At 71.2% G+C, this 21,059-nt stretch carries 23 protein-coding genes; 14 read left to right on the top strand and 9 right to left on the bottom strand.

What is annotated here, in order from left to right:
* Nucleotides 1–13: 13 nt before the first annotated feature.
* The 3 genes from ACH4U8_RS11760 to ACH4U8_RS11750 all read right to left on the bottom strand — a co-directional run bounded on the left by ACH4U8_RS11760 (nucleotide 14) and on the right by ACH4U8_RS11750 (nucleotide 4,599).
* Nucleotides 14–601 carry a TetR/AcrR family transcriptional regulator gene (locus tag ACH4U8_RS11760; RefSeq protein ID WP_360306645.1) on the bottom strand — a complete coding sequence of 196 codons (588 nt, stop codon included), beginning with the start codon at nucleotides 599–601 and terminating at the stop codon, nucleotides 14–16.
* A gap of 155 nt (nucleotides 602–756) precedes the next feature.
* Nucleotides 757–1,575: a lysostaphin resistance A-like protein gene (locus ACH4U8_RS11755; RefSeq protein ID WP_395777221.1), complete on the bottom strand. Its 819-nt coding sequence runs from the start codon at nucleotides 1,573–1,575 to the stop codon at nucleotides 757–759.
* 285 nt (nucleotides 1,576–1,860) lie between these two features.
* Complete coding sequence (locus ACH4U8_RS11750) at nucleotides 1,861–4,599, bottom strand: hypothetical protein (RefSeq protein ID WP_395777219.1); 2,739 nt, start codon at nucleotides 4,597–4,599, stop codon at nucleotides 1,861–1,863.
* 277 nt (nucleotides 4,600–4,876) lie between these two features.
* Between ACH4U8_RS11750 and ACH4U8_RS11745 the strand changes: the two genes are divergently transcribed.
* Nucleotides 4,877–5,941: a hypothetical protein gene (locus ACH4U8_RS11745; protein WP_395777217.1), complete on the top strand. Its 1,065-nt coding sequence runs from the start codon at nucleotides 4,877–4,879 to the stop codon at nucleotides 5,939–5,941.
* A gap of 33 nt (nucleotides 5,942–5,974) precedes the next feature.
* On the opposite strand, the gene ACH4U8_RS11740 is transcribed toward ACH4U8_RS11745, so the two are convergent.
* Both ACH4U8_RS11740 and ACH4U8_RS11735 read right to left on the bottom strand, forming a co-directional pair.
* On the bottom strand, nucleotides 5,975–6,631 hold the full coding sequence (locus ACH4U8_RS11740; protein ID WP_395777216.1) for a maleylpyruvate isomerase N-terminal domain-containing protein: 657 nt from the start codon (nucleotides 6,629–6,631) through the stop codon (nucleotides 5,975–5,977).
* Between the two features lie 71 nt (nucleotides 6,632–6,702).
* Nucleotides 6,703–6,924, bottom strand: coding sequence for a hypothetical protein (locus ACH4U8_RS11735; protein WP_395777214.1), 222 nt, complete (start codon nucleotides 6,922–6,924; stop codon nucleotides 6,703–6,705).
* Nucleotides 6,925–7,046: 122 nt separating this feature from the next.
* Between ACH4U8_RS11735 and ACH4U8_RS11730 the strand changes: the two genes are divergently transcribed.
* The 6 genes from ACH4U8_RS11730 to ACH4U8_RS11705 all read left to right on the top strand — a co-directional run bounded on the left by ACH4U8_RS11730 (nucleotide 7,047) and on the right by ACH4U8_RS11705 (nucleotide 10,468).
* Nucleotides 7,047–7,889 carry a hypothetical protein gene (locus ACH4U8_RS11730; RefSeq protein ID WP_395777213.1) on the top strand — a complete coding sequence of 281 codons (843 nt, stop codon included), beginning with the start codon at nucleotides 7,047–7,049 and terminating at the stop codon, nucleotides 7,887–7,889.
* Nucleotides 7,890–7,984: 95 nt separating this feature from the next.
* A complete protein-coding gene (gene gcvH / locus ACH4U8_RS11725) occupies nucleotides 7,985–8,377 on the top strand; it encodes a glycine cleavage system protein GcvH (RefSeq protein WP_395777211.1) in 393 nt (130 codons plus the stop codon).
* 153 nt (nucleotides 8,378–8,530) lie between these two features.
* Nucleotides 8,531–8,710, top strand: coding sequence for a CopG family transcriptional regulator (locus tag ACH4U8_RS11720; protein WP_395777210.1), 180 nt, complete (start codon nucleotides 8,531–8,533; stop codon nucleotides 8,708–8,710).
* A 1-nt stretch (nucleotide 8,711) separates the two neighbouring features.
* Nucleotides 8,712–9,056 (top strand): VOC family protein, encoded by a 345-nt coding sequence (locus ACH4U8_RS11715; protein WP_360306618.1) that lies wholly within the window; start codon nucleotides 8,712–8,714, stop codon nucleotides 9,054–9,056.
* Nucleotides 9,057–9,091: 35 nt separating this feature from the next.
* Nucleotides 9,092–9,949: a class I SAM-dependent methyltransferase gene (locus tag ACH4U8_RS11710; protein ID WP_395777208.1), complete on the top strand. Its 858-nt coding sequence runs from the start codon at nucleotides 9,092–9,094 to the stop codon at nucleotides 9,947–9,949.
* A gap of 129 nt (nucleotides 9,950–10,078) precedes the next feature.
* Entirely contained in the window at nucleotides 10,079–10,468 is a 390-nt protein-coding gene (locus tag ACH4U8_RS11705) for a hypothetical protein (RefSeq protein ID WP_395777206.1), read from the top strand.
* 32 nt (nucleotides 10,469–10,500) lie between these two features.
* On the opposite strand, the gene ACH4U8_RS11700 is transcribed toward ACH4U8_RS11705, so the two are convergent.
* A complete protein-coding gene (locus ACH4U8_RS11700; protein ID WP_395777204.1) occupies nucleotides 10,501–11,151 on the bottom strand; it encodes a dihydrofolate reductase family protein in 651 nt (216 codons plus the stop codon).
* 222 nt (nucleotides 11,152–11,373) lie between these two features.
* On the opposite strand from ACH4U8_RS11700, the gene ACH4U8_RS11695 reads away from it, so the two are divergent.
* From ACH4U8_RS11695 to ACH4U8_RS11685, 3 genes are all read left to right on the top strand, one after another.
* Nucleotides 11,374–14,004 carry a LuxR C-terminal-related transcriptional regulator gene (locus ACH4U8_RS11695; RefSeq protein ID WP_395777202.1) on the top strand — a complete coding sequence of 877 codons (2,631 nt, stop codon included), beginning with the start codon at nucleotides 11,374–11,376 and terminating at the stop codon, nucleotides 14,002–14,004.
* 116 nt (nucleotides 14,005–14,120) lie between these two features.
* A complete protein-coding gene (locus ACH4U8_RS11690) occupies nucleotides 14,121–14,630 on the top strand; it encodes a hypothetical protein (protein ID WP_395777200.1) in 510 nt (169 codons plus the stop codon).
* A gap of 64 nt (nucleotides 14,631–14,694) precedes the next feature.
* On the top strand, nucleotides 14,695–15,345 hold the full coding sequence (locus tag ACH4U8_RS11685) for a DUF7003 family protein (RefSeq protein WP_395777198.1): 651 nt from the start codon (nucleotides 14,695–14,697) through the stop codon (nucleotides 15,343–15,345).
* A 96-nt stretch (nucleotides 15,346–15,441) separates the two neighbouring features.
* Here the strand turns inward: ACH4U8_RS11685 and ACH4U8_RS11680 are convergent, their stop codons facing one another.
* Nucleotides 15,442–15,903 carry a VOC family protein gene (locus ACH4U8_RS11680; RefSeq protein WP_395777196.1) on the bottom strand — a complete coding sequence of 154 codons (462 nt, stop codon included), beginning with the start codon at nucleotides 15,901–15,903 and terminating at the stop codon, nucleotides 15,442–15,444.
* 119 nt (nucleotides 15,904–16,022) lie between these two features.
* Between ACH4U8_RS11680 and ACH4U8_RS11675 the strand changes: the two genes are divergently transcribed.
* The 3 genes from ACH4U8_RS11675 to ACH4U8_RS11665 are packed head-to-tail and all read left to right on the top strand — an operon-like array spanning nucleotide 16,023 to nucleotide 17,919.
* Nucleotides 16,023–17,018: a helix-turn-helix transcriptional regulator gene (locus tag ACH4U8_RS11675; protein ID WP_395777195.1), complete on the top strand. Its 996-nt coding sequence runs from the start codon at nucleotides 16,023–16,025 to the stop codon at nucleotides 17,016–17,018.
* 42 nt (nucleotides 17,019–17,060) lie between these two features.
* Entirely contained in the window at nucleotides 17,061–17,498 is a 438-nt protein-coding gene (locus ACH4U8_RS11670) for a helix-turn-helix transcriptional regulator (protein WP_360306594.1), read from the top strand.
* 10 nt (nucleotides 17,499–17,508) lie between these two features.
* Nucleotides 17,509–17,919 (top strand): VOC family protein, encoded by a 411-nt coding sequence (locus ACH4U8_RS11665; RefSeq protein ID WP_360306591.1) that lies wholly within the window; start codon nucleotides 17,509–17,511, stop codon nucleotides 17,917–17,919.
* 124 nt (nucleotides 17,920–18,043) lie between these two features.
* On the opposite strand, the gene ACH4U8_RS11660 is transcribed toward ACH4U8_RS11665, so the two are convergent.
* Entirely contained in the window at nucleotides 18,044–18,421 is a 378-nt protein-coding gene (locus ACH4U8_RS11660) for a winged helix-turn-helix transcriptional regulator (RefSeq protein ID WP_395777193.1), read from the bottom strand.
* Between the two features lie 144 nt (nucleotides 18,422–18,565).
* On the opposite strand from ACH4U8_RS11660, the gene ACH4U8_RS11655 reads away from it, so the two are divergent.
* A complete protein-coding gene (locus tag ACH4U8_RS11655) occupies nucleotides 18,566–18,973 on the top strand; it encodes a RidA family protein (protein ID WP_395777191.1) in 408 nt (135 codons plus the stop codon).
* 28 nt (nucleotides 18,974–19,001) lie between these two features.
* Here ACH4U8_RS11655 and gyrB read toward each other — a convergent pair whose 3' ends face one another.
* Nucleotides 19,002–21,053: a DNA topoisomerase (ATP-hydrolyzing) subunit B gene (gene gyrB / locus ACH4U8_RS11650; protein ID WP_395777189.1), complete on the bottom strand. Its 2,052-nt coding sequence runs from the start codon at nucleotides 21,051–21,053 to the stop codon at nucleotides 19,002–19,004.
* Nucleotides 21,054–21,059: the final 6 nt, after the last annotated feature.

Genomic DNA, 21,059 nt, shown 5'->3' with positions numbered 1-21,059 from the left:
GGGGCGACCCGATCTAGTGCAGGCGCAGCCCGGCGAGCAGGAGTTCGACCATGCGGCGGGCGTCGTAGCGCAGGTCCTTGTTCGCGCCGATGCAGAGGTTGCCGACGCCGACCATCAGTTCGAGGGCCTCGATGTCGGGGCGGATCTCGCCTGCCGCCGCGGCGGCGGCGAGCAGTTCGGCGCAGACCGGCATCAGGCGCTCGATGAAGTACGCGTGCAGGGTCGCGAATGCCGCGTTGTCGGATTGCAGCGCCTCGGCGAGACCGTGCTTGGTGACCAGGAAGTCCACGAACAGATCGATCCACCGGACCAGGGCGGTGTGCGCCGACTCGTTGTTCGCCAGCAGTTCGGGGCCCGCCTCGGCGCACGCCTCGACCTGATGCCGGTAGACGGCGACCACGAGGTCGGCCCGGGTCGGGAAGTGGCGATAGATCGTGGCGACGCCCACGCCGGCCCTGGTCGCGATGTCGCGCACGGGAGCGTCGACCCCGGAGGCCACGAAGGCCGCGGCGGCCGCTTCCAGCAGGGTCTGCTCGTTGCGCCGGGCGTCGGCCCGCTTCCGGGGGGCCGGCGATCCCGATCCGCTGCCGCTGTCCGCCATCGCGTTGTCGCCTCCGTCGCTCGCTTGCCGATCGGAACACGGTTCCGTATCGTCGTTGACGGAACCATGCTCCGTTTGCCCCATGATGTCAGAGCAGGCGTTCCCCGGTGGCCGGGCGTCCCTCGCCCCTTCGCGTCCACGACGCCCGGCAACGGTCAGCGCAGGACGAGGGTGCCGATCACGACGAGCAACACGACACTTTGCGTCGAGTGGATCGCGATGCCCATCCAGGCGCTGCGGAATCGTCGGCTCGGGTAGGCGAACAGAGCGCCCGCCAGTACCGCGCCGGGCATCGACCACGGCTGGTGCAGGTGGTACAGGCCGGTGAGCAGCGCGTCGACCATCCGGTCGCGACGGCCGAACGCCCCGCGCATGCGTGGCAACAGCAGGCCGCGGAACAGCAGTTCCTCACCGAGGAAGCTGTTGAAGGTCATCATGACGACCACCAGGGCGAACAGCCCCCACGCACCGCTGAAGTGCTCCTGTCCCTCCGTCGACGCCAGGAAGGCGCCGAGGCTGCGGTCGGACGGCTCGGGCAGGCCGGTCGGGACGAGTTGTACGAGGAAGAACCCGAGCGCGAACACCGCGACCCACCACCACAGTCGACCGCCCCGCCGGCCCCGGTCGTCCGACGGGGCGCGCAACCACAGCGCATCGCGCAGCACGGGCCAACGCAGGCTTCGCTGTTCGTGGGCGACCAGGCCCAGCACCAGGACCGCCTGCCAGACCAGGCCACCGGTAAGCGCCGCGATCAGCACGGTCGCGAACCGCCCCTCGGACGCATCGCCCCCGGCCGCCACCGGGGTCACCACCCAGGCGAGCAGCGCCATCGGGACGGCCGCCGCCGCCCAGATCGCGAGCACCTTGGCGACGGAGTACTGCGGGAGTTCGGGCCCGCCCGCCGATTCGACCGGCGCGGCCACGTGGTGGGCGCGCGCCGTCGAATCGATGGAACTCGCTTCCGGGGTGGGCATGTTCGAGGTGGTACCGCGAGGGATTCTCATGTCCCCGAGCGTGGCCGCCGGCACCCCCGGGCGACCATCGGAGATGTCCCCCACCCGCCCCGGGGATATCGCCCGGGGTTGTCCCCGATCCCGCTCCGCGCGATCCACCGCCGCGGACCGTGCTCCCTGCGCCCCCGCGCCGCCCGGACCAGGGTCGACGCGTCCCCGGCGAACCAGGCAGGCGACACCGATACCCCTCCGGAGGTCGGGTCGCTCCCTCCGAAGAGGTAGGGGAGGCGCGGGGGTCGGCACTCGTCAGTTCGGCGGTTCGGTGATCCGTCGGCGGGTCGCCTCGGCCTGGGCCCGGATGTGGCGTTGCACCTGGGCCGGGATGCGCTTGGCGCCGAAGTGGCCGGCCATCCGGTCCAGCACGATGCCGGCCCGGGTGACGTCGCCCTCCTTGGCGTGCACGGTGGCCAGTCGACGCATCGCCGCGTTGAGGGTGATGTTGTCGAGGCCGTCGTCGCCCCGGGATGCCTCGATGGCGGCGGTCAGTTGGCTGATGCTCTCCTTGAAGTCGGGTCGGCGGACTTCGACGCGCCCGTTGCGCAGGTGTTGGAAGTGGCGCCCGGCGTTGGCTCCGCGGGCCAGGCGGGCGTAGGCGGCGAGCGGGTGTGTGCCGTACTTCTCCACGATCTCCGCCAACGCGTCGTTGCCCTCCCGCAGTTGCGGGGCGTCGGAGCCGAGCAGGGCGAGCAGCGTGCCCTGTTGGTCGCCGAGGAACAGGTCGCCGATCTCCTGTTCGGTGCGGGTGATCGGGTGTCGCACGCGGACGACGCGGGCAGCGGAGACGACCCGGGATCCGTCGGGGGCGTGGTAGACGGCGGTGATCCGGTAGCGGCCGGGGTCCGGGAAGTACAGGCCGTCGCTGCCGTAGCCGAGGTAGGCCGTGTCGTACAGGGCGGGTTCGGACGCGGTCAGGGTCACCATCGGGGCGCCGGTGCCGTGGCCGGTGCACAGTCGGGCGATCGGCCGGAACAACCGGGTGCGGCCCTGCGGGTCGGTCACGAAGATCGCGAGGTGCTCGCTCTTGGGGGACAGTTCGGGGATGACGGTGACGTCGCCGCGGGTGCCGGTGCGGGAGAGTTTGAGCTCGGCCATCACCGGTTCGCCGTACTCGTACCCGGCCTTGCCGCCGAGTTCCAGACGCAGCCCGGATTCGTCGTCGATCGGCGCCGTCGCGGCCTCGGCGGCGGCGCCCAGGTCGATCGCCGAGTTGACCACGAAGTTGTCGCCGCCCGGGACGACATGCCGATAGAAGCCGTGCCGCAGGTGGCGCAGTTCGTCGTCGGAGAACCGGAAGGCGAACGCGCCCCAGAACGCCTCCTCGCCGACCTCGCCCGACGAACTCCGGTAGTTCTGCGGGTAGTTCATCCAGGACAGGTCGCCGAAGCCGTTGTTGGGTCCGAGCGGGGCGGGCGGTTTCGCCAGGTCCTTCTGCCAGGCGTGCAGCAGGTTGAACGCGTGGCCGAGTTCGTGCACGTAGGTATGGAACTCGTGGTTGCGGCCGACGAGCCCGAAGTCGACGAGCGCGCGGTGGAAGACGGCCATGCCCTGGCGCTGGGCACCGCTCTGGTCGAACATGATGCCGATGACGCCGTTCTTGGTGTGCCGGGTGGTCACGAACGTCCACAACTTCCATTGCGGGACCTCGCGTCGCAGGCTGAAGTTGGCGACCATCGCGGCGTGCAGCTCGGCCTCGGACCAGCGCAGGTCCGCGCCGGAGGTGTCGGCGGGGACATTGGTGGTGCCGGCCGTGCGCAGTTCGATGCCGGCCTCGGCATAGGCGCCGGCGACGGTGGCGACACGGTGCCGGTACCAGGCCGGCGCGGGGCCGGTCGAGGTGTCGTATCGGGTGAACGGGACGGTGCCGGCGATGTTGTCGGTCTCGACGTCCACGCTGCGGAAGGCGGTGGATTCGTACGCGGCCGACCACTGCTCCGTGTCGTCCCGGGCCGGCCCGCCCAGGATCAGGTCGGCGTTGCCCTGCGGTTGACCGGCGGCGCTGCGCGGGATCACCACCCGCAGGTCGGTGCGGGTGCCGGGCTTGGCGAATCCCAGCGAACCGGTCACGTCGATCTGCACCTGTTGCTCGGACATCAGAACCTCGACGCCCGACGCCCGGAAGGAGTCGCGGTAGGTCGTGGTGCCGCCGGTGACGGTGAACAGGTCGCCGCTGACCGCGCCGAGGGCCCGGTCGCCGTCGACGTCGATGCGCAGTTCGACCCGGCCGGTGCCGTTGAGACCCACGTAGCGGCCGCTGACCGGGCGGTAGCAGGTGGTGAACGGGGCCGGAAGCGCGGCGAGTCCGGGCAGCAGGGTGGTCAGGGGGCCGGTGTTCCGCACGCCGCCGGCCCAGTCGAGGAGGCAGCCGGTGTCACCCTTGATCAGCAGTGAGCGGTGGGTGCCGTCCTCGGCCGGAGGCAATACCAGGACGTGGTCAAGGTCGGCACGGAAGTCCGCGGGCAGTTGCGCCCAGCCGGCGCAGCCCTGCGGGTCCGGGCCCTCGGTGATCGGGCGTTCGTGTTCGACGCCGGTCACCGGGTGCAGGGTCAGGACGCGAGGTCCCTTGAAGAAGTGGGTACGCGGCGTTCCGTCGGCCGAGTCGGGCGCGAGCACAATCGCGTCGATGCCCGAGCGGTAGCCGGCCGGAAGCCCGGTGCCCCAGTTGTCGTACCGCGTCCACGGCACGTCGCGGACGACGCCGCGCTCCCAGTCGTAGACCAGGACGGTATCGCCGCGCAGGAACATGGTCTGCCGCGACCCGTCCGGGCCGTCGGGCAGTTGCAGCAGGCCGTCGGTGGCGAACCGATACGGCTCGATCACGCCGTCGAGCCTGCCGCCCCCGGCGCCGGCCAGATCGCCGGCGTAGAGGAGGGCACTCTCGTTGATCACGGCGACCTTGTCGCCGCGCAGGAACAGCGCCTGCCAGGGTGCGGCGGGGTAGCCGATCGCACCCGCGAATCCGGTGATCTTTGGTCGAATGAACGCCATCTGCTCGCTCCGTCCGCCGGGGCTGAAGGTGCCGGCCGGGAGGCATCGGCACGGCCGGCCCACCTGCCTCGAATGTCCGCATGTGTACCGACGATTGCTCCCGAAGCGGAGTCTGGCACGTACGGCACGGGCATCGGGGCGATATCGGGAAACATATGACATTCCCGTCGACGGCACCGGGACGGCCGCCGTCGGGTGACGCCCACGCCGTGCATCGATCCGTCGGGAAATATGCCCGGAGCCGCCGATGTCGGTGCGGTCTGGCACCGTTGGGCGCATGGCGCAACCGCTCAAGGACATGATCAACGCGGCCTCCGTCGCCGCCCTGGCCGACGGGGTCGTCGCCGCCCACGGCGGCTTCCCCCGCGACCGCTTCGTCGCCGACGCGCTCGCCGGACTGGACGGATTGGAGCTCAAGGCCCGCGTCGGCCACGTGGCTCGGGTCCTGCACACGACCCTCGACCTGCCCTTTCCGCAGGCCGCCGGGGTGTTGCGGGAGGCGACCGGGCATGCCCGCCTGGACATGTGGAGCGGCTGGCCCGCCACCGACTACGTCGCCGTCCAGGGCATCGAGCACCTCGACGAGGCGATGTCCACGCTCGCCGTGATCACCCCTTTCGCCACCGCCGAGTTCGCGGTGCGTCCCTATCTCGACCGCTACCCGGACGCCGCGCTGAAGATCGTCCTGGACTGGGCCGACGACGCCGACGAACACCTGCGCCGCCTCGCGTCCGAGGGCACCCGCCCGCGCCTGCCCTGGGGCGTCCGGGTGCGCGGGCTCATGTCCCCCGGCCCGACACTGCCCATCCTGGAGCGGCTGCGCGACGACCCGAGCGAATACGTGCGTCGTTCGGTCGCCAACCACGTCAACGACATCGCCAAGGACCATCCGGACACGGCGCTGGCGGTGTTGCGCCGTTGGCACGCCGAGGGCGGCGAGCACACCGACCGCGTCGTGCGCCACGCCGCACGCGGTCTCCTGCGGGCGGGGCATCCCGAGGCGCTCGGCCTCGTCGGTGCGACCCACGGGAGCGGCACCGTCGCATCGCTCACGGTCGCGGACACCGTCGCGACCGGCGACCGCATCCCGTTCACCGTCGTCGTCCGCGCCGACGGACCCGGGCCGCTGCTGCTGAAGTACGCGGTCCGCCGGGACGGTTCCCGCCGCGTGTTCCACCTGGCCGAGCGGGTCGCGCAAGGCGCCGGGGACACGTTCACCCTCGCCCGCTCCCACTCGTTCCGCCCGGTGACCACCCGCACCGAACCACCCGGCGCCCGCGAGTTGGAGATCGTCGTCAACGGCGAGGTCCGCGCGACGGCGGCGTTCACCCTGCTCCCCTGACCGCCCCGCACTCGGTCCCGTCGGCCCGGGCGATCAGCCCAGGAAGAGCGGGAGTTCGGCGGCCGATGCGCCCAGTTCGGCCCGCTCCGCAGCGGTTGCGGCCCGCCGTCCGGTGCCGATCAGCAGCGCGTCCCGGTCGGAGAAGGATGCGGGGAACGCGATCCCGGCGATCTTCTCCACCATCGCGCGCGTGCGGGCCAGTCCCTCCGCAGGGGGTTCGGCGGCATCCGGCAGGTGCGCGATCAGGTCGAGGTGGTGCATCGTCCATTCCAGGACATACGCGTCGAGGTAGTCGCCGGCGGTGAGGACCTGGTCCTGTGTACCCACCCGCAGGCCCCGGTCGACCAGGTCGGCGGCACGGCCGGCGGCGGAACCGACGTCGTCCAGGTGGAACTTGAGCAGCCCCGGCTCCCGGTACGCGGCGGCCAGTCGCACGATCAACGCGTCCAACGGGTCTTCGCCGGTCGGCGGCGTCCGGGACACCGCCCAATAGGTCACCGCGTCGCGGGTCGGTTCCTCGTCGACCGGCGTCACCAGGGTGATGAGTACATCCTGCGCGTCGATGACCAGGTGGCACACCAGGTCCCGGACGAGCCAGCCGGCACAACCGGACGGCCGGACGAAGTCCTCGTCGCCGAGCTCGGCAACCGCCGCGCGCAACGCCGTCCACGAACGCGAGAAGAGATCCACGCCCGCAAGCTAGCAGCGCCCCGCCCACCCCGGCGACCGAATTCCCGCCCCCGACACCCGAGTCCCGGACCCTACCGGTCCGCTCCCCCGTCGTCGTTCCAGCGGGGATCCTCCCGCCATTGCGCGTCACGCTCGCGCACCGTCTCCAGCGCGTGACCGGCTTCCTCCCGGCTCTCATAGGGCCCGAGCCGATCGGCGGCCCGGCACTCGGGGCCTTCCTCGACCGTCCCGTGCTTCAGGCAGTAGTACCACTCACCGGCTCGACCGGCGGTCCTTCGCTTGAACAAGGCCATGCCACTCCCCTGCCCCATCCCCGACACCACAAATCGCCCACCGACACGACGAAACCACGCACCAGACCCGACAACGGGGGGCGGCCTGTTCCCACAGGTCGGGCGGGTTGCATACTCCCTTCGTGCACATCCTGCTCCGGGCGATTCCGCCGCTCTCGACGGTCGCCTGTTTCGCCGTCTCGTTTCTGGTGTTCCGCGGACCGTGGGGGTTCGCGGCGGCGGTCGTCCTGACCTGCCTGGCCCTGCAAGGACTGGCAATCCGGCAACGGGCCCGCTCGGGGCTGCCGTTGCTGCTCGCCAGGGCGGATCGGGCCGCCATGGCGCGGAGCAGGCGCGTGACGCGCGCCGTGCGTCGCGGCGATATCGAGCGGGCGCGGGCGCAGGCACAGGGCTTTCCCGACACCCCCGTGGGACGAGTACTCGAAGTGCAGTCCGTGTCCATGGTGCTCTTCGCCCGGGGTCTCGGTCCGGAGGCCGTCGAGGTGGTCCGGCAGTGGCTGCGGACGCATCCGCACGACGACCCGTTGGGGCGCCGAGTGGCGCATCGCGGCACGGAATATGCCGCGATGTTGCTGGTCCTGGGCAGGGCCGACGCGGCCTCAGTGGTGCCCGCGCTGCGTCCCGCCGTGGCAAGCAGCACGCGGGCGCACCGAAGCAGAGGCTGTGTGGCCGAGTTCGCCTTGAATCTGCACGAGGGACGGGTGGACGACGCGGCAGCCCAGGCTTATCGATGGCGGCGGAGCCCCGCAGTGTGTCGCAGCCGCTGGACGCGGGCCGAGTGCGAGTGCCTGATCGCGATCTGCTCGGCCGCCGCGGGCGACTTCGCCGCCGCCGACGCGGCGTTGGCGGACGCCGAGCGCTGGGCGGCCGGGCACCCGGCGCTCGGACCCGCACGCGCGCGGGTGGCCGCGCGTGCCGCTGCGGCGGTGGCGATCGACGTGCCGACGGACACCACGTTCGGGTGAACATCCCACCGAACTTCGGGTGTTTGTAGCAAGCTCGGCGACGGTTGCCGATCGGTGGAGCGGGAACCTCGGCCACGACCTCGCGGAGGCGCAGCATGAGCCCGGAAGACCTCAAGTACACCAAGGACCACGAGTGGGTGCGTTCACTCGGCGTCGAGCGGGTGGCGATCGGGATCACCGACTTCGCCCAGAAACAACTCGGCGACGTCGTCTTCGTGGAACTGCCGCCGGTGGGCGACCGCCGCGAGGCGGGTGAGCCGTTCGGGTCGGTGGAGTCCGTCAAGGCGGTGACCGAGGTCTACATGCCGCTGACCGGCACGGTCGCCGCCGTCAACGCGGAGCTCGACGAGTCCCCGGAGAACGTCAACGTCGATCCCTACGACGAGGGATGGATGATCGAGATCACCCTCGACAAGGGCGCCGACATGTCGAATCTGCTCACCTCCGCGGAGTACGACGACTACATCAAGCAGGAATCGGCCGACTGACGGCCTCGCTTTCCGAGCGGGACGCCGGCACGAGCAGCCCGGCGCCCCGCTCGGCAGGCACGCGCCACTTCGTTGGCGATCGCGGGGATGACGGCGAGGCCCCGGGCTGCTTCCGCTCTGGTATCTAGGTTTTTAGTTTGCTAGCATCGACCCGTGGGCGACGAGGATGTGAAGCAGTTCAACGTGTATCTGCCGATCGGGTTGATCAAGCAGGTCAAGCACCATGCCATCGAGACGGAGCAGTCGTTGTCGGCGCTGGTCGCCACCGCGCTGCGCGCCTACCTCGACGGCACCCCGAGCGAACGAGAGCCATCGTCCGAGAAGGAGAGTTGACATGACCACCGAAGGCATCGAGGCCGTGCTCCTGGAGACGCACAACTGGGGGAAGGCGGCCAAGTTCTTCCAGGGACTGGGCTACGAGCTGGAGTTCTCCACGGATCACAACTCCGGCCAACTCCGCAACGGCGACGGCCCGTACGTGTTCATCGCCGAGGTCCCTCGGGACAAGGAGCCCGAGATGCGGCTCGTCCTGAAGGTGGCGGACGCGGATGCGTTCACCCCCGCCGCCGGCACCGAGGTGGTCACGCCCTTCGCGGACACCCACTACGGGACCAGGGAGATGACCGTCCGCGACCCCGACGGGCGCCTGTGGAGCATTCAGGCCCCGGCCGAGCACTGATCGCGAACAGCCGAGCATCGAAGGGGGAGTGCGTGATGGCCGACCAACGAACCGGGGCGCCGGACAGCACGGCGGTACGGACGGCCCTGTGGCGGGCCCTGCACATCAGACTCGACGCGCCGCCGTACGTCCTGGAGGACGAGATCGGCCTGCGACTGGCCGATCCCGGCGAGGACTGGCTCCGGCGCGGGGACATGGACCCGACCCTGACCGAATGGTTCCGGGCGGCGATCGTGGCCCGGGCCCGCTTCATCGAGGACCTTGTGGTCGAACAGGCCGATCGCGGCGTCGGCCAGTACGTGATCCTCGGCGCCGGCCTGGACACCTTCGCCCAGCGCAGGCCGGAAATCGCCTCGCGCCTGCGGGTGTTCGAGGTCGACCGACCCGAACCCCAGGTCTGGAAGCGCCGGCGGCTGGACGAACTCGGCTTCGGCGTCCCGGACTGGCTGCGGCTGGTGCCGGTCGACTTCGAGGCGGGCGGGTCGTGGTGGGATCGACTGACGGCCGCCGGGTTCGACGCCGAACAGCCGGCGGTGGTGGTCTCCACGGGCGTCGCGTTGTACCTGAGCAGGGAGGCGAACGAGGCCACCCTGCGCCGACTGGCGGAGCTTGCCCCGGGATCCACGCTGGCCATGACGTTCCAGCTTCCGCCGCAACTGCTCGACCCGGACAAGCGCGCCGGGTTCGAGGTCGCGGTGCGGGGTGCCCGGGAGTCCGGGACGCCGTTCGTCAGCTTCTTCGCCCCGGAGGAGATGTTGGCGCTGGCCCGCGAAGCGGGCTTCCCGCAGGCCCGGCACGTATCGGCCGCCGACCTCAACGACCGCTACTTCACCGACCGCCCGGACGGCCTTCGCACATCGAGCGGCGAGGAACTACTGGTCGCAACCACCTGAGCGAACACCTGGGCACCCTCACCACGCCCCGGGGCCGTCCGCGTCCGGCGATGGCGGCCCGGCAAAGCAGGCGTACCCCTCCCCCGCGTGCGCGGCGTCTCGGCCCGCACGCGAGCGGCCATTGGCACCATGGAAGAGCGGTGCCTGTGGCTCGGCGCCACGGGCACCGCCCTCGACCGATATCGACGCCACGTCCACGGCCCCGCCCGCCTCTCGATCGTGGACGTGGAACACCTGTGGCCCGGCGCGATCTCCCTGGCCCGCGACCGGGAGCAACGGGCCCCGAAACCCGGGCCGTTCCCCGTCGCGCCGTGCCCATGCGCCGGCTGCGACCTGCTCGCCGGACGCGACACCCTCGGGGAGGCGATGCGCTGCCTGCCCGTCGGCGCCCGGCGGGAGTTGGAGCGGGTCGTCGCGCCGTTGGACACCCGGCTCCTCCGGCGTACTGCCTACGACCGGCACGGCGAGTCGGCATACCCCTGGGTCGAGGAAGCCTGGTGGTGGCAGTTGCGCTCGTGAGTGGTGTGCGCCGGCACCGCTGGGGCGGCCCGTCAGTCCTCCTCCGCCGATTCCGACTTCGGCGCCGTCTCCCGGAGTCGGTCGTAGATCAGCACCAGGGCCCCGGTGTCCGTGCTCGTGGCGTTGGTCAGGCTCCACGACGTCGACGGGAAGCCCCGGTCGAACAACCGCACCCCGCCGCCGGAGAGTTCCGGGCAGAGCATCACGCAGATCCGGTCCACCTCGTCCGCGGCCAGCAGCGCGCGGATCAGGCTCATGCTGTTCTGGATCACGATGTCCCCGCCGTCTCGGCCGCGCAACTCCCGGATCACCTCCGCCGGGTCGCCGCCGACGATCCGGGCGCCGGTCCAGGACGCCTCGGTCAGCGTCGTGGAGAAGACCACCTTCTCCACCGTGTCGAGCCACCGTCCGTACGCCCGGTCGCGCGGATCGGCGTTCTCGTCCCGACCGACCGCCGGCCAGTAGCCCGCGAACCCTTCGTAGTTCTTCCGGCCCAGCACCGCCGTGGTGCCCCCGTTGACGATCCGGGTCAGGATCTCCCGGGCCTGCTCGCTCACCGCGTGCGGCCCGATCCAGCCCATGTCGGCCTCGCCGCCCGGGCCGGTCACATAACCGTCCAGCGACATGGTGAAGTTCGCCACCACGGTCCGCCCGGCCCCGTGTCGCCTCGTCGTCGCGTTCATCGTGGTTCCTCTCGATCGTCGTGCTGCTCGCTCGGTGTGGTTCCATCGTGGCCGCCGAGCCGAACCGGGACATCTGCCAGGTGGCAGATCTTTCGTGCGCCGAGGTGGCAGAGGACGGCAACCCTCCGCACCTGCGATGGCATGGGTTTCCCACCCCCGCCGGCAGACGTTTCGCACCCCGCGCGACCGCCCGTCCGCAGGCCGGATGGCAGACTCCTCGCCATGGTGATCCACCTCCCGGCCGACCTGTCGTCCTTCGTCGGCCGGGCAACCGAACTGGAGTCGATCCTCCAGGCGCTGACCGGCAGCCGGTTGCTCACGCTGGCCGGCCCGGGCGGCTGCGGCAAGACCCGGCTGGCGATCCGAGCCGCCCGGCGGGTCTCGCCCGACGCGGCCGTGTGGGTGGACCTGTCCGAGACATCCCACGACGACCAGGTCACCCAGCGGGTCGCCGAAGCGCTGGCCGTGCCCGTACCACGCTCGGATCCGGCCGCCGTGGCCGCCGCCCTGGCGGCCGGCCCGGCGCTGATCGTGCTCGACAACTGCGAGCAAGTACGCGCCGGTGCAGCCGAATTCGTCGAGGTCGCACTGCGGCGATGCCCCGGGCTCACCGTCCTGGCGACCAGTCGCGAACCGCTGCGGATCACCGGGGAGCGGGTCTGGCGGCTGACCCCGATGGTCTTGACCGAGGCGATCGACCTGTTCCTGGACCGATCCGACGCCGACCCCACCGACCCCGACGCCCGCGCCGCGGCGCGCCGGATCTGCGATCGTTTGGACCGGCTGCCGCTCGCCCTGGAACTGACGGCCTCCTGGGCCGGCACCCTCTCGCTGCACGAGATCGCGGCGATGCTGAGCGACGACGTCGAGCGCCCACTGCTCGCGGGCAGCCGACGATCGGCCCCGTTTCGACAGCGCACCCTGGCCGACTCGATGGACTGGAGCCATCGGCTGCTCACCGGCGACGAGCAGGTGTTGCTGCGCCGGCTCGCCCCGTTCCAACACTTCGGCGTCGACGCGGTCCGGGCGCTGGCCGACCGGGAGCATGCCGCCGACGCGGTGCTGGAGGCCCTGCGCGGCCTGATCGACAAGTCCCTGGTCGTCTGCGACGTCTCCGGGCCACGCGCCCGGCACCGCATGCCGACCGTCGTGGCCGAGTACGCCCTGGCCCGCCTGCGTGAAGCCGGCGAGGAGACCCGCGCCCGGCACCGACACGCCCGGGCGCACCTGGACCTGCTCCGGGCCCTGCGGCCACTGGCGGCCGACGACAAGGACCGATGGCGGGAACGGGTCGGCGAATTCCGGGCCGATCTGCCCGCCGCGGCGCAGTGGTGCCTGTCCGGCGGCGACCCCGACCTCGGCCGCCGGTTGTGCGTCGCGGCGGCCTGGTGGTGGCACCTCACCGGCGACCGAACCGGCCTGCACCTGCTCCGGCAGGCCGCCGCACTCGACCCGGGCGACGACGACGCGCTCCAGGCTCGCGTACTGGTGTCCCTGGCCCTGGTGGGCGAGGTGGTACAGCCCGACGCCCGGACGTTCGCCGCCGCCGAACAAGCGGCGGCGCTCGGGCGCCGGACCGACGATCCGGGCACCACGCTGCTCGCCCAACAACTGGTCGCGATCGGCCTGCTCCACACCGACCTCGCCGCCGCGCGTGAACTCGCCCTGCGCACCCATCACGAAGCCGCGGCCGTCGGCGACGACTTCGGCCGGGACGCGTCCGGCGTACTCGTCGGCCTGATCGATCAGCTCGGCGAGAACCACGCCGCCGCCTTCGACCGGCTCGACCGGTCCGCGACCGCCCTGCTCCGCCGCGGCGACCGAGGCATCGCCGGCACGGCGCTGGCCGCCCTCGCCATCGGCCGGGCCCACACCGGAAACCTCGCCGAGGCCGAGGAGACCGCCCTCCGCGCCCGGGACGCCGCCGCCCCACTGCACGACTTCGTCCGGATCGGCACCGCCGCCTGGGGACTGGCCCGCATCGTCGCGTTGCGCGGCCGACTCGACGAGGCCGAGGCGATCATGGACGAGCTACAGCGGGTGATCGACGAGGCGTCGACGGCCCCCTACGTCCCCGGCTGGTCCGCGACCCGCGCCCAGGTGGCCCTGTGGCGCGGCGCCGCCGCGGACGCGTTGCGCTGGTGCGCACGGGAGCAACACGCGTTCACCCCCGACCTGTTGCTCACCCACGTGGCCGCCCTGCGCCGAACCGGCGACGCCCCGGCGGCTCGCCGCAGGCTGGAGCAGGCCGAGTCCTCGCCGACCCTGGCCGCGATGCCCCAACTGCGGGCCGTGGCGCTGGCGGAGCGGGCCCACCTGATCGCCGCCGAGGATGCGACGGCGGCCGCCGCCCTGCATCGTGACGCGCTGCACATCCGGCTCCGGCACGGCCTGGTCCTCGGCTGCATCGACAGCCTGGAGGCGCTGGCGGCGGCCGGCACGCCCGAACGAGCCGCCCTGCTCCTGGGCGCGGCGGACCGAGCCCGTCGGGACACCGGCTACCTCGCCGCACGATCGCCGCTGCCGACCGGGCCCGCCGTCGCCGCCGCACTGGCTCGCGGCCGGGCACTGACCCTGGACCAGGCCGCCGAGCGGGCACTTCGGGTCAACCGCCGCGGCACCCGGCCGGTGACGGGCTGGGCCGCTCTCACCCCGGCCGAACGCTCCGTGGCCGAGCTGGCGGTCCGCGGGCTCAGCAACCCGCAGATCGCGGCCGAGTTGTTCATCGGACGCGGCACCGTCAAGACACACCTCGCACACGCCTACGCCAAGCTCGGGGTGGCCAACCGCACCGAGCTGGCCCGCGACCGCGCCACCCGCGCCGCGAATCCGCCCAAGCCGTCCTCCTCGTGAGCCGAGGTCGAGTCGAGGCTTTTCCCTGCGGTGGCGGTGATTCCGTTTTCATAGGATGACCCGAACGGCGACATCCGGGTGAGGGTGTCGGTGAGCACGTGTGCAACGGGGGTCCGGTGGGTCGAAACAGAGGCAACCGCTCGGTGACGGCCGACGGCGTGTTGTGGCAACCCCGGTTGGGCTGGGACATGTTGATCCCACTCGTCCCGGTGATCGTGGGCGTCGTCCCGGCGTTCGTCGACGTCGGTTGGGTGCGCTACGCGATCATCGCGTCGGTCGTGCTCTTCGTCCTCATGTTCGTCTACTTCCTCCGGCAGAAGCTCGTGATCAAACCGCAGGGACCGGCGCTGATGGGACTGTTCGGCACCCGCCGGGTGGCCTGGGTGGACATCGCGGCCATCGAGATCCGCCCGCACTTCGACAACATGTGCTACGTCACGATGCGCTACACGATGCGCAACGGCTCGCGCCGCCGCCACGTCCTCTCCTACCTGGCCTTCGAAGCCGTCCGAGACCTGGTCGGCGACCTCCGCACGCACGCCGCGCCGCACGGAATCCCGGTCTCGGTCACCGGCAGCCCGATCGACCGACGCACCGCCGGCGAGCCCGTCGACGCCGACATCTGACCACGCCCGCCGACTCGAACACCGCGGCCCGGCCCGTCCGACCCGGCTTGTACGATCACGCGCCGTGAAGACCGTCTCCTCGATCCTCGGCCAGTTCGATCTCGCCTACGACACCGGCAGGTTCCCCGACCTGGACAACGGCTACCACTATCCGGTGGACGTCCGCATGCACCTGTTCGCGGACCCGCACAGGTGGGCCTGGGTCGTCGAACTGCTCGGCTACAGTCCCCGCGGCCGCAACCTGATCGACGTGGTCCATGTCTTCGGGAACTGCCTCACCCACGGCGACATCGGCCCGACGAACGACTTCCTCCATCGGGTCGACAACATGGACGACGTCGAGGGCGACGGGGACGACGCGGAGCAGTTCCGCGGCGGCGTTCCGATCGTCGTCCGCGGTCGCGCGCTGGTGGTGGATGCGGCGCAAGGGGCCCCGCTGGAAGACGTGTTCCGGTCCCTGGTGCCGGAACACCGGGAACTGCTCCTGGCCGACGACCGCGAGGTACGGGCCGGGATCCCGGCCGACATCCCGCTGGTCCTCCGGCTGGACGAGTGGCATCAGCCGACGGACCTGTGGGACGACCACCGGCCCGGCGACCACCCCTTCTTCCGCGCGATCGCCGAAGTCCTCGACACCGGGGATGCCGACGGATACCGCCCCACCGAGGCGCCCAACACACACTGGTCGAACCGGCCGGACGCAGGCACCCTCTGACCGCGCCGACACCCGGCCGGGCCCTGACACCGTGCCCCGGCCGCGCAAGCGGCGGGGCACGGCCCGGGGGGCAGGGGCCGGGGGGCAGGGGCCGGGTCAGTCCAGGCAGAACTCGTTGCCCTCGGGGTCGGTCATCACGATGTAACCCATGCTCATCGGCGGAGCCGGCTCGTCGCGACGCACCCGCGTCGCCCCCATCGCGACGAGCCGGGCACACTCGACCTCCAGCGCCGCCATCCGCTCCTCGCCCGCCAGGCCGGGAGCCGCGCGCACGTCCAGATGCACGCGGTTCTTGGCGACCTTGTCCTCCGGTACCTGCTGGAAGAACACCCGCGGGCCCTGCCCGTCCGGGTCCTCGATCGCCGACCTCGTGTTCCACTGCTCCTGCGGCACCCCGATCCGCGCCAGGAACTCGTCCCACGCGGACAGCGGGTCGACGCCCTCGGGCACGTCGACCCCGGGCGGCCCCGGGTGGACGTAGCCGAGCACGTCGCGCCAAAAGACCGACAGGGCCCGAGGATCGTGGGCGTCGAAAGTGATCTGCACGTGGCGGCTCATCGTCGTGCTCCGTTCTCCGTGGTTTCGCGGTGGGGCTGCGGACCTTGTCGAGTCCGTGCGACCACCCTGGCAGACGATGCGGACGGATTCGGTCCGCGATCTCTGACAGGGTGGCCGGCATGGACACGGCGAACGGCGACGAGCGGGGCACCACGGAGCGCGTCCTCACCCTCCTCGGCCTGCTGCAACAACGCCGCGCCTGGACCGGCCCCGAACTCGCCGACCGGCTCGCCGTCACCACGCGCACGGTCCGGCGCGACGTCGAACGACTACGCACACTGGGCTATCCGGTGCACGCCGGCCCCGGCGTCGGCGGCGGCTACCGTCTCGGCCCCGGCACGGACCTGCCGCCGCTGCTCCTCGACGACGAGGAGGCGATCGCCACCGTGGTCTCGCTCGTCGCCGGCGCCGGCGGCGCGATCCCCGGCGCGGGCGACGCCGCGCTGCGGGCCCTGAGCAAGCTCGACCGCGTGTTGCCCACCCGGTTGCGACACGAGGTGCGCGCGCTCTCCGCCTCGGTGGAATCCTTCGGCGGCGCCGACCCGCTCGATCCGCAGGTGCTCATGACCCTGGCCGGCGCCTGTCGCGACGAGGTCGAGGCCGGTTTCGACTATCCGTCCGGGAACGAGGTACACCGGCGACGGGTCGAGCCCTATCGCCTGGTCGCCTCCGATCGGCGCTGGTACCTCCTCGCCTACGACCTCGACCGCGACGACTGGCGCAGCTTCCGCATCGACCGGATGACCGACGTGGCCGCACGCACCTGGAGCTACCGGCCGCGCCCGGCGCCGGACGCGGCCGCGTACGTCCAGGAGGGGGTGACCGGCCGGGTCTACCGACATCGGGCCCGCGTTCTGGTCCACGCGTCGGCCGATGCGGTCCGTGCCCGCGTCTCCGCCTCGTCGGCCGTGGTGATCCCGCGAGGCGACGGCCGCTGCGAGGTCCGCAGCGGCGCCGCCTCCCTCGATGCCATCCTCGTGCACATGCTCCTGCTGGGACACGACTTCGAGATCCTGGACCCGCCCGAACTCGCGACGCACGCCCACGACCTGGCCCGAAGACTGCTCGCGATCGGACCGCCGACACCCCCGGCGGCGAACCCACGGGAGCCCTGAGCCGCACCCGGCCGCGTCGGCGGGCAGTGCTAGCGTCGGGACATGACCCCGGAAGAACTCGCCAACCTCGCCCACCTGCGCCGGGCGCGGGATCTGATCGACCGCGAGTACGCCCGGCCGCTGGACGTGCCGACGATGGCCGCCCGCGCGTTGATGTCCCCGGGGCACTTCTCCCGACGCTTCCGGGCGGCCTACGGCGAGACGCCGTACAGCTACCTGATGACCCGCCGGATCGAGCGGGCGATGGCGTTGTTGCGTGGCGGAATGAGCGTGACCGACGCGTGCATGGCGGTCGGCTGTACCTCGCTGGGCTCGTTCAGTTCGCGGTTCACCGAGATCACCGGCGAGACGCCCAGCGCCTACCGCAACCGGGACCACGACGCCCCGGCCGCGATGCCCGCGTGTGTGGCCAAGGTACAGACCCGGCCGACGAGAAATCCGATCAGGATTCGAGAAGCAGGCCCCGACGCCGCCGCCTAACGTGGACGGCATGAACATCGCACTCCAGTACTGCCACATCACCGTCAACGACCCCGACGAGGCACTCCCCTTCTACCGGGACGGCCTCGGCCTGGAGGTCCGCAACGACGTCGCCTCCGACGGGTTCCGCTGGGTCACCCTCGGCAGCCCGACCCAGCCCGGCCTGGAAATCGTGCTCTCCGCGCCGCACGCGGGCCGCTCCCAGTCCGACGGCGACACTCTCCAGGAACTCCTCACCAAGGGCGTCCTGCCGATGACCGTCTTCAGCACCGACGACGTGGACGCGACCTTCGAACGTGTACGGGCGTCCGGCGCCGAAGTGCTGCAGGAGCCGATCGACCAGAACTGGGGCCCCCGCGACTGCGCCTTCCGCGACCCCTCCGGCAACATGGTCCGAATCCAACAGGGTCCCAAGGCGTAACACCCGACCGTTCGACCGAGTCCCCCCGGCGACAACGCCCGGGGGGACGACGACGGGGCACGGATCATCGATGCCCACAGTCGGCTCACCACCGCCCCACCCCGCCACCGCGAGGCGTCCCCCGTCACCCGTCGAAGCTGCGGCGAGCTGCCTCGATGTGACCGAGGTAGCGCTGGGTCCAGTCGCACATGCCGTCGACCGTGGCCCGCAGGGCTTGGCCCGATTCGGTGAGTGTGTACTCGACCCGTGGCGGCACCGCGGGATACACCTTGCGCTCGATCAGGCCGTTGCGTTCCATCATGCGCAGGTTCTGGGTGAGCATCTTGTGGCTGATGCCCTCGACCTCGTTGCGCAGCTCCCCGAAACGGAGCGTGCCCTGGTCGAGGGCGCCGATGATCAGGAGCGCCCACTTGTTGGCGACGTCCGAGAAGATCTCCCGCGCCAGCGAGTCCGCGCGTAGCAGGTCCGCGTCGTGGGGCAAGTCCCCGCGCTTGGTCACCATAAGGTTCCTCAGTCACCGAAAAGTGCGTTCTTCCAGGTCAGCGCTCACTCTCCTACAGTTCACCAGTAACCACAAGAGAGCGGTCGCGGGTCCCGGCGTTGCGCGGGCGCGCCCGTGGACCCTCCGTACACGAAGGCAGGCAACATGGCCGTCACCCTGGTGAACCCCGTCGGACTCCCGGTGATCGACGCGTACCGACAGGTGTCGATCGCGACCGGATCCAAGCTGGTCTTCGTCGCCGGACAGGTCGCCTGGGACGCCGACGGGGTGACCGTCGGCGCCGGCGACCTCGCGGCGCAGGTGGAGCAGTGTTACCTCAACATCGCCACCGCCCTGGCCGGGGTCGGCGCCACGTTCGACCACGTGGCGAAGCTGACCGTCTACGTCGTCGACTGGACCCCCGGCAAGCTGCCCCTGTTCCTGGCCGGCGCCGGTCGGGCCGCCGCGCGGCTCGGCGTCACCCCGGTACCGCCGGGCACCCTGCTGGGGGTCGCCGCCCTGGACGTCCCCGAGCACCTGGTCGAGATCGAGGCCACGGCGATCCTCGACTGAGCCCCTTCGGGCGCCGGCTCCCGAGGACTCAGATGTCGAGGAAACGTACGTCCCGGGCGTTGCGTTGGATGAACAGGCGCCGTGCGTCCACGTCTTCGCCCATCAGGACGGAGAACAGCCCGTCGGCTCGGGCGGCGTCCTCGAGCGTGACCTGGCCCAGGACGCGGTGCGCGGGGTCCATGGTGGTGACGCGCAGCTCCTCGGCGTTCATCTCGCCGAGGCCCTTGAAGCGTTGGATCGTGTCGTCGCGCAGGCGTTTGCCCTGGCGTGCGCCGAGTGCGACGAGGTTGTCGCGCTCGCGGTCGCTGTAGGCGTACCGGGTGTCGTCCCGGCTCCACTTGATCTTGTAGAGCGGGGGCCGGGAGAGGTGGATGTGCCCGGCTTCGACCAGGGGTCGCATGAAGCGGAACAGGAAGGTGAGCAACAGGGTGTTGATGTGTTGGCCGTCGACGTCGGCGTCCGCCATCAAAATGACCTTGTGATAGCGGAGCTTGCCGAGGTCGAAGTCGGTGTGCACCCCGGTGCCGAAGGCCGAGACGAGCGCCTGGATCTCGGTGTTCTGCAGGATCTTGTCGATGCGCGCCTTCTCGACGTTCAGGATCTTGCCGCGGATGGGCAGGATCGCCTGGTGCCGAGGGTCGCGGCCGGACTTGGCGGAGCCGCCGGCGGAATCGCCCTCGACGATGAAGATCTCGCAGGCGGCCGGGTCGGTGGACCGGCAGTCGGCGAGCTTGCCCGGCAACGCGGTGGATTCCAACATGCTCTTGCGACGGGTGAGATCGCGTGCCTTGCGGGCCGCCACCCGCGCGGTCCGGGCGCTGACCGCCTTGCGGACGATGTCCACCGCTTCGAGCGGGTTGCGGTCGAACCAGTCGGACAGGTGCTCGTGCACGACCTTGTGCACGAACGTCCGCGCCTGCGTGTTGCCCAACCTGGTCTTGGTCTGGCCCTCGAACTGCGGCTCGCCCAGCTTCACCGAGACGATCGCCGTCAATCCCTCCCGGATGTCCTCGCCGGAGAGGTTCTCGTCCTTGTCCCTCAGCAGCCTGCGCTCGCGGGCATAGCGGTTGACCACGCCGGTCACCGCGGTACGGAGGCCCTCCTCGTGGGTGCCTCCCCCGTGCGTGTGAATGGCGTTGGCGAAGGAGTACACGCCCTCGCTGAACCGGGTGGTCCATTGCAACGCGACGTCCACGGAGAGGAGTTGCCCCGGATCCTCGGTCCGGAGGGAGATCACCGAGGGATGTACCGGATCGCCCTTGCGCGAGTTGAGGTGCCGCACGAAGTCGACGACGCCGCCCTGGTAGCGGTATTCGACCGACCGGGCCGCACCGTCCTCCCCCGGCTCCCCACCGGCCTGGTCGTGGTCGGCCGCGCCGGTCGCCGGTCGGGTGCCGGCGCGTTCGTCGGTCAGGGTCAGGGTCAGGCCCTGGTTGAGGAAGGCCATCTGCTGAAGACGGTGGGCCAGGGTTTCGAAGGAGTACTCGACGGTCTCGAAGATGTCCGGATCGGCCCAGAAGGCGACTGACGTGCCGGTGTCGGTCACGGCCTCGTGGCGGGCGGGATCGGCGCCGGGCACGCCGTTGCGGTAGTCCTGGCTCCATCGATGTCCGTCCGTGCGAATCTCCACGGACAGCCGGGTGGACAGGGCGTTGACGACGGACAGACCGACCCCGTGCAGGCCGCCGGAGACCGCGTATCCCACGCCGTCGAACTTGGCGCCCGCGTGCAACACGGTCAGCACGAGTTCGACGCCGGACTTCTTCGCCTGGGGGTGCATGCCCACGGGGATGCCGCGCCCGTTGTCCACCACCCGAACGCCGCCGTCGGGCAGGAGCGTCACGTCGATCCGGTCCGCGCAACCGGCCAGAGCCTCGTCGACCGAGTTGTCGACGATCTCCTGCACCAGGTGATGCAGGCCGCGCTCACCGGTCGAACCGATGTACATGCTCGGCCGTTTGCGAACGGCGTCCAGCCCGTCCAGCACGGTGATCGTACCGGCGTCGTAGGGGTCGCCCGCCCCGCCGGTGCGGTCGGCGTGCGACGCGGGGGCGACGGAGAGGATGCCGGGATCGGTCATGGAGCC

It is taken from the genome of Embleya sp. NPDC020886 (assembly GCF_044333915.1).
Taxonomy (GTDB): Bacteria; Actinomycetota; Actinomycetes; order Streptomycetales; family Streptomycetaceae; genus Embleya.
This window is presented reverse-complemented; position numbering and strand designations above follow the sequence as displayed.

What these genes read in the sequence shown, in the direction of transcription:
- ACH4U8_RS11680 (WP_395777196.1), bottom strand. Translation starts at nt 15,903, where the DNA reads ATGAGCCGCCACGTGCAGATCACTTTCGACGCCCACGATCCTCGGGCC.
- ACH4U8_RS11715 (WP_360306618.1), top strand. Translation starts at nt 8,712, where the DNA reads ATGACCACCGAAGGCATCGAGGCCGTGCTCCTGGAGACGCACAACTGG.
- ACH4U8_RS11660 (WP_395777193.1), bottom strand. Translation starts at nt 18,421, where the DNA reads ATGGTGACCAAGCGCGGGGACTTGCCCCACGACGCGGACCTGCTACGC.
- ACH4U8_RS11760 (WP_360306645.1), bottom strand. Translation starts at nt 601, where the DNA reads ATGGCGGACAGCGGCAGCGGATCGGGATCGCCGGCCCCCCGGAAGCGG.
- ACH4U8_RS11670 (WP_360306594.1), top strand. Translation starts at nt 17,061, where the DNA reads ATGACCCCGGAAGAACTCGCCAACCTCGCCCACCTGCGCCGGGCGCGG.
- ACH4U8_RS11665 (WP_360306591.1), top strand. Translation starts at nt 17,509, where the DNA reads ATGAACATCGCACTCCAGTACTGCCACATCACCGTCAACGACCCCGAC.
- gyrB (WP_395777189.1), bottom strand. Translation starts at nt 21,053, where the DNA reads ATGACCGATCCCGGCATCCTCTCCGTCGCCCCCGCGTCGCACGCCGAC.
- ACH4U8_RS11710 (WP_395777208.1), top strand. Translation starts at nt 9,092, where the DNA reads ATGGCCGACCAACGAACCGGGGCGCCGGACAGCACGGCGGTACGGACG.
- ACH4U8_RS11675 (WP_395777195.1), top strand. Translation starts at nt 16,023, where the DNA reads ATGGACACGGCGAACGGCGACGAGCGGGGCACCACGGAGCGCGTCCTC.
- ACH4U8_RS11735 (WP_395777214.1), bottom strand. Translation starts at nt 6,924, where the DNA reads ATGGCCTTGTTCAAGCGAAGGACCGCCGGTCGAGCCGGTGAGTGGTAC.
- ACH4U8_RS11700 (WP_395777204.1), bottom strand. Translation starts at nt 11,151, where the DNA reads ATGAACGCGACGACGAGGCGACACGGGGCCGGGCGGACCGTGGTGGCG.
- ACH4U8_RS11745 (WP_395777217.1), top strand. Translation starts at nt 4,877, where the DNA reads ATGGCGCAACCGCTCAAGGACATGATCAACGCGGCCTCCGTCGCCGCC.
- ACH4U8_RS11705 (WP_395777206.1), top strand. Translation starts at nt 10,079, where the DNA reads ATGGAAGAGCGGTGCCTGTGGCTCGGCGCCACGGGCACCGCCCTCGAC.
- ACH4U8_RS11655 (WP_395777191.1), top strand. Translation starts at nt 18,566, where the DNA reads ATGGCCGTCACCCTGGTGAACCCCGTCGGACTCCCGGTGATCGACGCG.
- ACH4U8_RS11695 (WP_395777202.1), top strand. Translation starts at nt 11,374, where the DNA reads ATGGTGATCCACCTCCCGGCCGACCTGTCGTCCTTCGTCGGCCGGGCA.
- gcvH (WP_395777211.1), top strand. Translation starts at nt 7,985, where the DNA reads ATGAGCCCGGAAGACCTCAAGTACACCAAGGACCACGAGTGGGTGCGT.
- ACH4U8_RS11755 (WP_395777221.1), bottom strand. Translation starts at nt 1,575, where the DNA reads ATGCCCACCCCGGAAGCGAGTTCCATCGATTCGACGGCGCGCGCCCAC.
- ACH4U8_RS11750 (WP_395777219.1), bottom strand. Translation starts at nt 4,599, where the DNA reads ATGGCGTTCATTCGACCAAAGATCACCGGATTCGCGGGTGCGATCGGC.